Source organism: Rummeliibacillus pycnus (assembly GCF_050459865.1).
Classification (GTDB): Bacteria; Bacillota; Bacilli; order Bacillales_A; family Planococcaceae; genus Rummeliibacillus; species Rummeliibacillus pycnus_B.
This window is the reverse complement of the sequence record NZ_JBCMNM010000019.1, coordinates 1-13,050: the sequence shown is the minus strand read 5'-3', so window position 1 is coordinate 13,050 and position 13,050 is coordinate 1. Positions and strand designations below refer to the sequence as shown.

14 protein-coding genes are annotated in these 13,050 nt (G+C 35.6%); 3 read left to right on the top strand and 11 right to left on the bottom strand.

Annotated features, from left to right (window positions below):
* Positions 1 to 92: 92 nt before the first annotated feature.
* The 10 genes from ABE048_RS05135 to ABE048_RS05090 all read right to left on the bottom strand — a co-directional run bounded on the left by ABE048_RS05135 (position 93) and on the right by ABE048_RS05090 (position 10,533).
* A complete protein-coding gene (locus ABE048_RS05135) occupies positions 93 to 1,568 on the bottom strand; it encodes an aldehyde dehydrogenase (RefSeq protein ID WP_430309629.1) in 1,476 nt (491 codons plus the stop codon).
* 12 nt (positions 1,569 to 1,580) lie between these two features.
* Positions 1,581 to 1,778, bottom strand: a complete 198-nt coding sequence (locus ABE048_RS05130; RefSeq protein ID WP_430309628.1) for a 2-hydroxymuconate tautomerase family protein — start codon at positions 1,776 to 1,778, stop codon at positions 1,581 to 1,583.
* Positions 1,779 to 1,802: 24 nt separating this feature from the next.
* Positions 1,803 to 2,594 (bottom strand): 2-keto-4-pentenoate hydratase, encoded by a 792-nt coding sequence (locus tag ABE048_RS05125; protein ID WP_430309627.1) that lies wholly within the window; start codon positions 2,592 to 2,594, stop codon positions 1,803 to 1,805.
* Positions 2,595 to 2,612: 18 nt separating this feature from the next.
* Entirely contained in the window at positions 2,613 to 3,626 is a 1,014-nt protein-coding gene (gene dmpG, locus ABE048_RS05120) for a 4-hydroxy-2-oxovalerate aldolase (RefSeq protein ID WP_430309626.1), read from the bottom strand.
* A gap of 21 nt (positions 3,627 to 3,647) precedes the next feature.
* Complete coding sequence (locus ABE048_RS05115) at positions 3,648 to 4,523, bottom strand: acetaldehyde dehydrogenase (acetylating) (RefSeq protein ID WP_430309625.1); 876 nt, start codon at positions 4,521 to 4,523, stop codon at positions 3,648 to 3,650.
* Complete coding sequence (locus ABE048_RS05110) at positions 4,516 to 5,313, bottom strand: 2-keto-4-pentenoate hydratase (RefSeq protein ID WP_430309624.1); 798 nt, start codon at positions 5,311 to 5,313, stop codon at positions 4,516 to 4,518. Before ABE048_RS05110 ends, ABE048_RS05115 begins: the two co-directional genes overlap by 8 nt.
* A gap of 11 nt (positions 5,314 to 5,324) precedes the next feature.
* Positions 5,325 to 5,804 carry a flavin reductase family protein gene (locus ABE048_RS05105; RefSeq protein WP_430309623.1) on the bottom strand — a complete coding sequence of 160 codons (480 nt, stop codon included), beginning with the start codon at positions 5,802 to 5,804 and terminating at the stop codon, positions 5,325 to 5,327.
* Positions 5,805 to 5,986: 182 nt separating this feature from the next.
* Entirely contained in the window at positions 5,987 to 6,955 is a 969-nt protein-coding gene (locus ABE048_RS05100) for a catechol 2,3-dioxygenase (RefSeq protein WP_430309622.1), read from the bottom strand.
* Positions 6,956 to 7,011: 56 nt separating this feature from the next.
* Positions 7,012 to 8,547 (bottom strand): 4-hydroxyphenylacetate 3-hydroxylase N-terminal domain-containing protein, encoded by a 1,536-nt coding sequence (locus ABE048_RS05095; protein WP_430309621.1) that lies wholly within the window; start codon positions 8,545 to 8,547, stop codon positions 7,012 to 7,014.
* A gap of 198 nt (positions 8,548 to 8,745) precedes the next feature.
* Positions 8,746 to 10,533: a XylR N-terminal domain-containing protein gene (locus ABE048_RS05090; protein WP_430309619.1), complete on the bottom strand. Its 1,788-nt coding sequence runs from the start codon at positions 10,531 to 10,533 to the stop codon at positions 8,746 to 8,748.
* A 342-nt stretch (positions 10,534 to 10,875) separates the two neighbouring features.
* On the opposite strand from ABE048_RS05090, the gene ABE048_RS05085 reads away from it, so the two are divergent.
* From ABE048_RS05085 to ABE048_RS05075, 3 genes are read left to right on the top strand one after another with little or no spacing between them, the layout of a single operon-like run.
* Positions 10,876 to 11,097 (top strand): spore coat associated protein CotJA, encoded by a 222-nt coding sequence (locus tag ABE048_RS05085; RefSeq protein ID WP_430309618.1) that lies wholly within the window; start codon positions 10,876 to 10,878, stop codon positions 11,095 to 11,097.
* Positions 11,094 to 11,357, top strand: a complete 264-nt coding sequence (locus ABE048_RS05080; protein ID WP_430309617.1) for a spore coat protein CotJB — start codon at positions 11,094 to 11,096, stop codon at positions 11,355 to 11,357. Before ABE048_RS05085 ends, ABE048_RS05080 begins: the two co-directional genes overlap by 4 nt.
* 40 nt (positions 11,358 to 11,397) lie before the next feature.
* On the top strand, positions 11,398 to 11,967 hold the full coding sequence (locus ABE048_RS05075) for a manganese catalase family protein (protein ID WP_430309615.1): 570 nt from the start codon (positions 11,398 to 11,400) through the stop codon (positions 11,965 to 11,967).
* A gap of 58 nt (positions 11,968 to 12,025) precedes the next feature.
* Here ABE048_RS05075 and ABE048_RS05070 read toward each other — a convergent pair whose 3' ends face one another.
* Positions 12,026 to 12,529 carry a pyridoxamine 5'-phosphate oxidase family protein gene (locus ABE048_RS05070; RefSeq protein ID WP_430309614.1) on the bottom strand — a complete coding sequence of 168 codons (504 nt, stop codon included), beginning with the start codon at positions 12,527 to 12,529 and terminating at the stop codon, positions 12,026 to 12,028.
* Between the last annotated feature and the right edge of the window lie 521 nt (positions 12,530 to 13,050).

The following is a 13,050-nucleotide window of genomic DNA, read 5'->3' as shown; positions in this document are numbered from 1 at the left end:
GGATTTCAACAGCACCAAATGATGTTTTGCCAAAACAAAAACCGATGTCCTTTATCAAAAAAGGAGCATCGGTCTTAGCACAATTTAGTATTTTATTTTAATGCAATACAAATATTCTTTGCTTCTGTGAAGAATTCTAGACTATGATGACCACCTTCGCGACCTACACCGCTCTTTTTAAAGCCGCCAAATGGTGCACGTAGATCACGCACGAACCAACAGTTTACCCAAATAGTACCCGCTCTTACATCATGTGAAATACGGTGAGCACGCTGTAAATTTTCTGTCCAAACTACAGCATTTAAACCATAATCCGTACCATTTGCAATGCGTAGTGCCTCTTCTTCTGTGTCAAATGGAATAATCGTAACAATCGGTCCGAATATTTCTTCTTGACAGATTCTAGCATTTGGATTTTCTTGTAAATAAATCGTTGGCTCTAAATAGTAACCTGTACTTAAATGTGAAGCTAATTCTGGGCGTTTACCACCGGAAATTAGTTGTGAATTTTCATATGTTGCAATATCAAGATAACTTGTCACCTTTTTATAATGTTCCTCACTTACTACTGGTCCCATATTCGTGGACGCATCCTGTGGATCCCCTACAACAAGCTGAGAAGCTGCACCTTTAAATCTCTCTATAAACTCATCTAAGATTGTACGTTGCACTAAAATGCGAGAACCTGCTAAGCACACTTGCCCTGAGTTCATGAATGCTGCTTGAATAGATACCGAAATAGCTTTATCTAAATTAGCATCTTCAAAAATGATATTTGCCGCTTTCCCACCTAATTCAAAAGATACCTTCTTTAGAGAGTCAGCACCACTCTTCATAATTGCTTTACCTGTTGTTGTTTCCCCAGTAAATGAAATTAAATCCACTTCAGGATGTGTTGTCATATATTGTCCAGCCGATTGTGCGCCAAATCCATGTACAACATTGACTACGCCATCGGGAATACCCGCTTCTTTTGCAATTTCACCTAGTAATGAAACAGTTAATGGTGTAGTTTCTGCAGGCTTAATAACAGCTGTATTTCCTGTAGCCAAGCATGGACCTAGCTTCCATGTTGTAAGCATGAATGGTAAATTCCAAGGTGTAATAAGTGCTGCAACACCAACTGGTTCATATCGAGTATAGTTTAAAAAGTTGTCATCCATTGGATATACTTCGCCACCTTGTTGTTCCATAAAATCAGCGAAGAATTTTAAATTATTTGCTGCACGTGGAATTTCATTTTCAAGAGCCACTTGGAATGGTTTACCAACATCTAAAGCTTCTAAACGAGCTAGTTCCTCTTTGCGTTCAAGTATAATTTCTGCCATACGTCTAATTTTGCTACAGCGTTCCGATACTGGCATTGTGCGCCAAGGTCCTTCTTCAAACGCTTTACGTGCAGCAAGACAAGCACTATCAATATCTTCAAAACTTGCTTCATGTACCTTTGCGATTAGTTCTTGCGTTGCTGGGTTCTTTACTTCAAATAATGAGTTAGTTGATGAATCGACATACTCGCCATTAATGAACAATTTCACTTCTCTTAGCTTTGTTTGTGTATTGACCATTTCGCCCACTCCTTATTCTTCATTATGTCTTCTATACATGGATTTACCTGCAATTCCCCAATGAGTACTTGGAACCTCATTAATACAAACACGTACAGATTCAAGTGGTGCGTCCAATACTCTTGTTACTGTAAGACTCAGTTCTTCTATAAGCTTTTCTTTCTTTTCAGGTGTTCGACCTTCAATCATCGTGATTTGAATAAATGGCATCAACATTTCCTCCTATTAATTTATCTATTCAGTAAAAGACACTTTTAAAGAACCAATCCCATCAAAACTTACAGTGAATTGATCACCTTTTGCAATCGCTTCAGCACCTGTTAATGCACCACTTAGTACAACTTCTCCAGCCTTAATATGTTGTCCTCTAGCAATTAGTTTGTTCGCCATCCATGCGATTGCTCTTGCTGGATTTCCCATAATCGAACCAGCTGCACTTGTTGCGAAGATTTCACCATTCTTTTTAAACACACATCCCATTAATTCTAGGTCTACTTCTTCCACCTTATACCGCTTAGATCCTAATATGTAACGCGAAGATGAGGAATTATCAGCGATTACATCAATTAAAGTAAAATTAAAGTTCTTATAACGACTATCGATTATTTCCATTGCTGGTGTAACATAATCTGTCGCTTCTAACACATCAGCAATCGAAACAAATGGCCCTTTAATATCTTTCTTAAAAACAAATGCTATCTCCGGTTCGATTTTTGCGTGTATAAAAGGTTTAATCGAGATCACTGCATCTTCATCAATTTTCATATTATCTAGTAGTACACCATAAGAAGGTTCATGTACCCCCATCATTTCTTGCTTTGCTTTACTTGTTAAACCTAACTTACGACCTGAAATTACTGTGTTTTCTTTTTGGCATTTTATATTGATTAATTTATCTTGAATCTCGTAAGCTATTGCAAGGTCAAGTTCTGGATATTGATCTACGAATTTGTTTATTTCATAAGCCTCACGTTCTGCTTGATATAATTCATAAGCAATTTGATCAATTGTGTCAGTTTTAATCATTCCTCATCCTCACTTTCTTTAAACTTTTAGGCGTTTATTTGCAATATTACGAGCAATTTCAGCTATTAGGTCTTCTTGACCTCCAATTGCCTTCATCTTTCCAAGCTCTATCAAAATTTCTCGTTCATCCACACCATATTTTTTTGATGCTTCTTGCGTGAATAATAGGAAGCTAGAATACACTCCTGCATAACCCATTATTAAACTAGATCCTGTGATTTCTTGCGGTCTCGGCATAAATTTCGCTACTACTTCATTTGCTACATCCATAGCATCATATAAATTCACATCTGTTTTATACCCTAATCGATCAAAAACAGCGACCATGACTTCTGTTTGGGTATTACCACTACCTGCACCTAAGCAACGTAAACTACCGTCGATAAATGTTGCACCCGCTTCAACTGCTGCTATCGTGTTTGCCATAGCAAGAGATAAATTGTTATGGGCATGAAAACCAATTTCACATGATACTTGCTCTTTTAAAGCTGTTATCTTTTCTTTTACTTCATGCGGTAATAGAGCACCAGCTGAATCTGTGACATAAATAATTTCAGCGCCATAGCTTTCAAATAACTTTGCTTGCTCTATTAATGTAGATGTTGGGGCCATATGCGCCATCATTAAGAAACCAACTGTTTTTAATCCTAAGTTGCGACTAAGCTCAATATGTTGTTTTGCCACATCTGCTTCTGTCACATGCGTTGCTACCCGTGCCATTTTCGCTCCAGCTTTCACTGCATTTTCTAAGTCATCTTTTGTTCCAATCCCCGGTAAAATAAGTACAGATACTTTTGAGTTACTACATTCTTCTACAGCGGCTTCTATTAATTTCAACTCATTGACTTTCGAAAATCCATATTGTAAAGAAGAGCCACCAAGGCCATCTCCATGCGATACTTCAAAATATTTTACGCCTGCTTTACCTAATCCTTTGGCTACATCTCGTACTTGCTGTTCTGTAAAGGCATGTCGCATAGAGTGACTACCATCTCGTAATGTAACATCCAAAATTGATAATTCCTTCCCCATTTGATTCCACCTCCTATACTGTTAAACACTCATCGTTTGATTTTTTGCTATTTCATTTCCTACTTGGACTGCTGCCGCGGTCATAATGTCAAGATTCCCAGAGTATTCAGGGAAAAAGTCTCCAGCACCCTTCACTTCTAAAAAGACAGACACTTTATTTCCTTCAAAGATAGGCGCACTTGTCATTTGGTAGCCTGGTACATATTGCTGTACAGTTTTTACAACTTCTTCAAGTGAAGCAATAATTTCTTTTTCCATACCTTCTTCTTTTACAAGTGCATGTACCGTATCACGCATAATGATCGGAGGCTCTGCTGGATTTAAGACAATAATTGCTTTTCCCTTTTGTGCACCACCAACTTCAACGATTGCTTTTGCTGTTGTTCTTGTAAATTCATCAATGTTTGCTCTCGTACCAGGGCCTGCACTTTTACTTGCAACAGTTGCAACAATTTCTGCGTACTCTACATCTGCAACACGATGAATAGCATGAACGATTGGTATTGTTGCTTGCCCACCACAAGTGACCATATTTACATTATTCTCTTCTAAATGTTGAGCTAAATTAGCTGCAGGAACAACAAATGGACCAATTGCTGCAGGCGTTAAATCGATCATTCTTTTCCCAAGTGAAGTCACCTTTTCACTATGATTTGCATGTACTTTTGCTGTCGTCGCATCAAACACAATATCAAAAAGCTCTTGTCTCTCTACTAAGCCGTCGATTCCATTAACGATCGTTTCATAACCAAGATTTTTAGCACGTCTTAATCCCTCTGATTCTGGATCAATCCCAACCATTACACTCATTTCTAAATAATCACTTCGTTCTACCTTGTACATTAGATCTGTACCGATATTACCAGAACCTATAATTGCAACTTTTAATTTAGTCACTTACTCGTTCCCCCTTTCGATGAAATGAAGCTGAAACATTGCCGATATGAGCAAACTTTGCAGTAAATGTATCACCGTCTTGAATTGGAACTGCCGCAGATAAAGCACCAGATAGTATAAATTCGCCTTTATGAAGTCCAATATCATAATTTCCTAAAGAATTTGCCAACCAAGCTACTGCCTTAATTGGATTGCCCATAACTGCGCTAGATGCTGCACAATCTATTAGCTCGCCATTACGATATACCACCATTCCTAAAGTCTCTAAATCTACTTTTTCAATTTTTGTTGGTATACCACCAATAACCGCCATTGCAGAAGAACCATTATCGGCTACTGTATCTTCAAACTTAATCTGCCAATCTGAAATACGACTATCAATAATCTCTAAAGCAGGTACAATGTAATCCGTTGCTTCAATTACATCTTGTACTGTTATGCTTGTTCCTTTTAAATCCTTTTTCAATACAAAAGCTATTTCAAATTCAAGCTTTGGTTGAATCAGATGATCAATTGCAATATCCTCACCATCAATTGCCATCATATCCGCCAAGATATGTCCATAATCCGGCTCAGACACACAAAACATGTTTTGCATAACTTTGCTTGTAAGGCCTATTTTTTTACCGACTATAATACCGCCATTTGCTATTTTTTCTTCAATTTGTTTTAACTGAATTTGATAAGCTTCGTCGACTGTTATTGTAGGAAAACTCCCTGTTATAGGAGCTATTGGCTTTTTTTTCGCCTCTGCTTCTAACAATTGTGATGCAAATTGTTGAATACTCATATGACTCCTCCTTAAGGCTGTGGAATGGTCTCAACTGTTAAAGAACGATAACGGCCATTGAAAAATATAAGTGGGTCTTTATCTGCAACCTCAATGTCTGTAACTTTCCCAATAAATAATGTATGGTCTCCTTCTACATGGGTATTCGTTACTTCACAAGTAATTTGTGCAACCGCATCTTCTATAACTGGCAAACCATTTAAATTTTTGAATGCAACTTTTCTATTCTCTTTCAGCTGACCAGCAAACAGTTGAGAAAGTTCTTGCTGTTCTGCTGATAAAATATTTACACTAAATTTATTACTTTCTTTAATAAGATAGAGCATATTCGCTTTTTCACTAATTGAGATGACAACTAATTTCGGCTGAAGTGAAACAGACATAAATGCATTTGCAGTCATACCATGTACTTCTCCATCTACTTCAGTTGTTATAACAGTAACTCCTGTAGCGAATTTCCCCATTGCTGTTCGAAAAAGACGATCATCCATGGCAATTCCTCCTTGTATTGAACTTAAATATTTTAGATATTTTAAATCTCACACTAACGCTTGTTCATACCATTTGTTTCATTTTTTTATAAATAATGGATATACAACCTAGGTAGAGCCCATTAGATATGCTATTCATACAATTAAGTTACCTAGGCATATCATCCATGATAAAAGCAGGCTTATTCTTTCACTAAAACTTTAGATGATACATCCGGCGTACCATATAAGAAGTATTCTGTTGGAAGTGGTGAACCGTACCAAATAATTCCTTTTTCTAGTTCATCCTCATGCCATACAATTGGTTTCCAGTCTGGATCAAAGATTAAGTAACCAGCATCACCAAATAATTCAACTCGGTTACCACCTGGTTCAAACACATACATAAAGTAAGCTTGACTCACACCATGCTTTCCAGGACCAGCTTCAATTTTGATGTTATTTTCAACTAGCAAATCTGCTACATCCATTAAATGCTGCGGATAGCCATACCAGAAAGCAATATGGTGGAAACGGCCTTCAGAACCTGTTTGATCATTCATTAAGGCTACCTCATGCACTAACGGACTAACACTCATCCATGCACCGATTTCTGTATTATCATTTAATACAATGTGTTCACGTAATTTAAATCCTAGTTGTTCATCCATAAATTGACGATTTTTCGCTACATCCTTACACATTAAGTTAACATGATCTAAACGTCGCACAGGAACACCATTTAGTGGTCGTTTTTGAGGTCTACTTTTTAATAAAGTTTTTTGATCTTCTGGTGCCTCGTAGTATTCAACATCCCAAAGAATTTCTTGCTTATGACCATCCGGAGTATAGAATTGATATGCTTTACCGTGTCCAAGATCGCCGTCAATCCAGCCGATACCCTGGCCACTTTTTTCTAACGATTCTACTCGACGTTGTAATGCTTCAGGTGAACTTGCACGCCATGCTACATGGCCTAATCCTGCTTCTTTACCTTCTGTAAGCTTTAGTGTATGGTGATAAAAATCTTCATAAGAACGTAAGTAAACGGATTTCCCCTGACGTGCAGAAATTTGCATTCCTAAAATTTTAGTGAAAAAATTTAATGATTCCTCTAGCTTTGGCGTAAACATTTCTACATGCGCTAATTGCGCTACATCAAAATTAGCCATTTTCTTTTTCCCCCTAAATGTTTATTTATATATTTCTGCTAAATAGCAGTTGTTACTTACTTTGAAAAATAATTTACATCATCTGGATTAATCCATGTTGGATCCGTCCAGCCACGTAGATCATAATCACTCATACATTCCTCAGCAAAAGCTATTAGTTCATCTGTTGTTCCTTTGCCTTGTGCGCTAAATAGTGTTTGTAATCGAATGTCCTCGTGATTCCCAGCATAATTTCGCTCATAAAGTTCGCCCCGACCACCGAACTCTGTTCCAATTGCGTCCCACAACAATTTTATAGTCTTAATTTTTTCAAGTGCCTCAATCCCATTAGATCCACGATATAGCTTCTCTAGAGTAGGTCTGAACTCTTCGTTTAAAAAGTCTCTGGCACTCGAAGGTTGCACGATTAGATTTCCTGCAACTATCTGCTGGATCATTCCTTTAATCTTCGGCCAGCCTTCTTGTAAAAACACACGATACGCTAGACCTCCACTTAAATTTGGAATAACGATACCATTACTTCGTTTTTCAGGATTTAGTGCCATTGCATCACTTAATGACCAAAACATATGGCGCCAAGCTATTATCTCTCCTACATTTACTTGCACACCTCTAAATACATCTGTACCTGCCGTTTTCAATGCCTTTAATAAAACACCAATGATAAAATCAAGCTTTACAGCTAGTCTTGTTACTCCTTGGAATGTAAAACGATTGATGAAACCGCTTTCCATAAAGAACGAAGTAGTTTTCTTCATATCTTGATATATTAGAACATTTTCCCAAGGGATTAACGCTTTGTCGAACACTAGAACTGCATCATTTTCGTCAAAACGGCTACTCAAAGGATAATCAAATGGACTACCCATGACAGCAGATGTCAATTCGTATGAAGCACGGCTTATAAGCTTCACACCCGGTGTATCCATAGGTGCAATAAAGACTACTGCAAATTCTTTCTCTTTAATTGGTAAACCATAAGTTCCAACAAAGTTATAATTAGTAATTGCAGAACCCGTTGCAACCATTTTTGAACCGCTTACAATTAATCCTTTATCAGTTTCTTTTTCTACACGGATAAATACGTCTCCTACTTCATGCACATCTTTATGTCGATCAACTGGCGGATTGACAATCGCATGATTGAAGAACCAATTTCTCTCTTGTGCTTCCTTATACCATCTCTTTGCATTTTCTTGATAAGGTGCGTAATACTCAGGGTTTCCTCCTAAAGTAGCTAAAAAAGAAGCTTTATAATCAGGTGTTCTACCCATTTGTCCGTATGTTAGACGAGACCATTGCGCAATCGCGTCTCTTCCCTGTATTAAATCATCTGCACTTTTAGCTGCTTTAAAATACTTATGTGTATAACCACCGCTACCTGTATCTGTTTCACAAGTTAATATATCCTTGTACTTTGGATCATGCATTGCATCATATAATCGAGAAATAGATCTTGCAGAATTGCGAAATGCCGGATGTGCTGTTACATTTTTGATACGTTCACCATGTAACCAAATTTCCCTACCGTCGTCTAAATGCTCCAAATATTCTTGCCCTGTTAGTGGTTTCGTGACTTGTTGAACTACCATTATTCTGCCCCTTCCTTTGCTTTGCCTCTCTTTTTCATGCGGAAGCATGTTTAGACTTATCTTACGTTTTTTTGAAAAACCATATCATTTATAAAACATATAGTCTTTTTCACGAATCCCTTTATAAAAAAGAAAGAAAATGCTCATAAACAAGAAAAATCTAGCTAATACGCTAGATTTCGCTAAAATTCCCTATATTCATTTATTTAATGATTTCAATGCATAATGTACCATAATCGCTAATTGACATTGAAAACGTCCATCACCATTTTTGATACCTGGAACTAATGATTCAATCTTATCCATACGATAACGAAAGCCGGGAATCGATAGGTTTAATAACTGTGCAGTTTTTTTCACGTTTCCATTATTATCTAAGAACATTTTCAAGGTATACACTAAAGTTGAATTATTATCTAAATCATATTGAATTAGCTTGCCTAACATACTTTCGTAAAAATTGTTTAGTGCTTTTGGCTCTGTTGTTTTTAAAAATAACATAATATGCTGATAATTTTCATAGATTGCATACTGACTTCGTGTCTGTAAAGTATTTAAAAGAAAATTACAGATTAAGAGTGCTTCATTATAACTTTCTCCTAACTCCTGTAAAGTTTCAGCATGATGTCCTACTGCTATTAAAAATGTATTGTTCTTGAATCTTACTTGCAGTTTTTGCAGAATTCCATCAAAGAGTGTTGTCATATACTTATTTTCTAAATATTTTTCACTTAAAATCAACACTACAAAGTCATTTTTTATAAAACTTTCGATTGAGGCATAGTTATTCTCTACAAAAGAATGTACAGACTCTATTATCTCGGAATCACTTTTAATAATAGCTATTCTTATATTTTTCTCAACATCAATATCAAATAAATGTTTTCCCTTTTTTATCAACTTATTGGTATCTGCCTTATCATCAATTATTTCATCGATAAATTCCGCTTTCTTTCTCCAAAGAGATTGTGCAATTTGTCGCTGCGTATTAATAAAAATTGCGAACACAGATAGAGAGCGTTCAATTATCATTTCTTGCTCTCTTGATAATGTTTTTTTGCTAATAACTATAATACGTCCTAATACAGATTGCATTGCCATAATCTCATACGTATTAATAACTTCTTTTGAAGATAATTTTTTCCTAAATAAAAATCGTTCATAGCAATATTTATCCTGTTCATTTATAAAGTAATTCGCAAATGGTTTATTTAATTTGTTCATTTCGATGACAACACTACATGATAATTCATCACTTAGAATAGTAATAAGCTCATTTAATGATTGTCCTTCAAGTAAGCAATTTGTTAGTTTTTGATGTACTTTGTCAGAACGTAATATCGAATTATTTATTGATTTTAATTCATTATATGTCCTATCCAACTCTGATACGATTGACTCTTCTTGAAAGTATCGTAATATCTCTACCTGCTCGTCAGTTGCATGTTCAACAGTTCTTGCTACAAAGGTACAATGATTGTCCTTCTTGCCCTTGCAACCTTCTTCATAAACTACAACTTTTTTATTGTAAACCTTATCTATATACCCTGCTACAAAGCCTACTAAAGTCCAACAAACCCCTTTATCACTAAAATCAAAATATCGAACATGCTGCTCCGCCTCATAAGAATTGTGCCACGATCCCTTCATAAAAAAGCTATCTTCACTAATCACTAGTTCATCTATTTCCACAGTAACATTACCAGCTAATGTATGCGTGGCAGCACCAGCCTCCATTAGTTCATGTAAGCCCTTCCAATTATACATACTCTCAATTGCTGAACCTGCATTCTTTCCACATGCCCACCCATAACGCAATAAGAAACCTTTTGCTCTCTCCATCCCCAATGTTTTGACGATATCCCTTCGTAAAAAACCAAGCGCTTCCACAGATTCTAGTACCATTCGCTTATTATTAAATTTAATAATACCCGTTCTTGGATTTACATCAATTGCATTTTCAAATACTAAACGATTTGCTTTCATCATTCCACCCCTATTACATGTCTATAAACATGTTACCTTTCATGATAAATAGCTTATTCATTCATATTTTCTAATTCTCAAACAATCAACTTTTTAAAAAAATTTGTATTAAGTTTGATAAAAGGAAATCCTATATATAACAATAATATAGATTCAAAGTTTAATAAATATAATATTCTAATTAATCAGTTTATTTGATAAAAAAATACATGTTAACAATGGTAGCACGAAATTTCTAATTTTCATTTTTTTACAAATTTCAACATTAATTTATCTAAAACGTATAATGCCAAATCCATTTTCATATAGATGCAATGATGCAATACAAAGAGGGAGGGTTATATGTTTACACAATTTAAATATTGGGAGCCTTATGTTAGTCCCTTTGATCCTTGTCAACCCATACGCGTGAAAAGCTTCTCTACTCCACCACAACTCTATATTCCATTCCAACCACCTGGATTACCACAATATCCAACTGCAAAACAAGCATTACATTGTGGAACTCTCTGGCCAGACCTGTTCAGCCCTTATCCTAATCCACAAAAAGGGGAATTAGAATGAATAATAAAATGCCTCCTGAGTTTTATGCGATGCTTGAGGACATTCAAGCAAACGATTTCGTAATTCTTGAATTAAACCTCTACTTAAATACCCATCCACATGATTATGCAGCCATTCAACAATTTAATGAGGCTTCACTTAAAAGCATGGAAATGAAAATTGAGTTTGAAAAACAATTCGGTCCGCTTATGAATTATGGTAAAAGCTTTTCTGGATATCCTTGGGATTGGAAAGACACCCCTTGGCCTTGGCAGGTTTAAAAGCTTTTTGATGCGAATGACTGATAGGAGGAATTAGTGCATGTGGTATTACGAAAAGAAGCTGCAATATCCCGTAAAGGTAAGGGAGTGTAATCCTAGATTAGCTAAGTTTTTAGTCGAACAATATGGTGGTGCTGACGGCGAATTAGCTGCTGCACTCAGATACTTAAATCAGCGCTATACAATTCCAGACAAGGTAATCGGTCTTTTAAATGATATCGGAACGGAAGAATTCGCCCATCTTGAAATGATTGCTACAATGATCTATAAACTTACGAAGGATGCTACTCCAGAGCAATTAAAAGCTGCTGGTCTTGGTGAACATTATGTTGGCCATGATGGTGCACTCTTCTATAACAATGCTTCAGGGGTTCCATTTACAACACAATACATTCAAGCAAAAGGAGATCCAATTGCGGACTTATATGAGGATATTGCTGCTGAGGAAAAAGCACGTGCTACTTACCAATGGATTATAGATATGTCAGATGACCCGGATATAAACGATAGCTTAAAATTCCTTCGAGAAAGAGAAATTATACATTCACTCCGTTTTAGAGAAGCGGTAGAGATTTTAAAAGAGGATCGAGATAGAAAGAAATTCTTTTAACTTAAAATGGGCGTTAGTTACTAATTATTTTCTTTACGTAACTAGCGCCCAAAATATTTTAATGTATTAAACCTTCATTTAATTTACCTGTTATTTTATCAATTTGCACTTCAAATAATTCGATTTTTGGAAGAATCGGATATCCTTCTCTTTCAAAAGTCCATTCAGGATTACCATATTTTTCAAGTAATCGATCAAAGAACCATGCTTTTTTTTCATCTTCTTCAATTCGACTAATCGTTCCAAACAAGACAACACTTGTGTAAACAAGAGCTGATTGGCATGCATACTTCTTACCAGGGTGTAAATCGCCCATTTCACTTACTTCAATACATACTTTCGGGTTATTCTTAATGTTCTCCCAGAAATGACTTTCTCGGATATTGCCAATATGGAGATATAGCTTATCCTCTTGTTCAAAAACATAAATAAGAGGAATCACATATGGAAAGCCATCCTCATCTACAGTCGCTACATGTGCGACTTTTGCCATTTTCAAAAAATGCTTTGCTTCTTCCTCTGAAATTTCTACTCTCTTATTTTGAATATTTCCCCTCATCATTTTTACAACTCCCTATCCTTTGTGAATACAAACTATTTCTTTAAGTAATTTGATATAAATGTTCTTAATATTTCTAAGAACATCAAGTTACTAAAATTTATACCAATCTTAACATATATTTAAAATGCATCATATATTTAAATATAAATTCCACGAATTATTGAGCATATAAACAACTGAATCTAGCAATAAACAGAAAAAGATTCGTGTTGTTAACCAAGACAAGCTATTTATGAAATTGGCTCATTTATCTCATAAAAAATAACGAATGAAGTAAATACAAAACGGAAAGGATTGTTCTAAATAAATATATATTTGAATCAATATCATAAATCCATTTTCGGTTTTTAAATACGAACATTTCAACCATTAACTTTTCCATATTCAGATTTGGATGTTCCGCTTATATGGCACTATCCACGGGCTTGGCTTCAATCTCTTCGTTAAAGGCACTTAAAAAGTAAAAATAGTAAAAAAAGATGAAAATTTATAATAAAAATTTTGTATAGCTATCTTTGTTG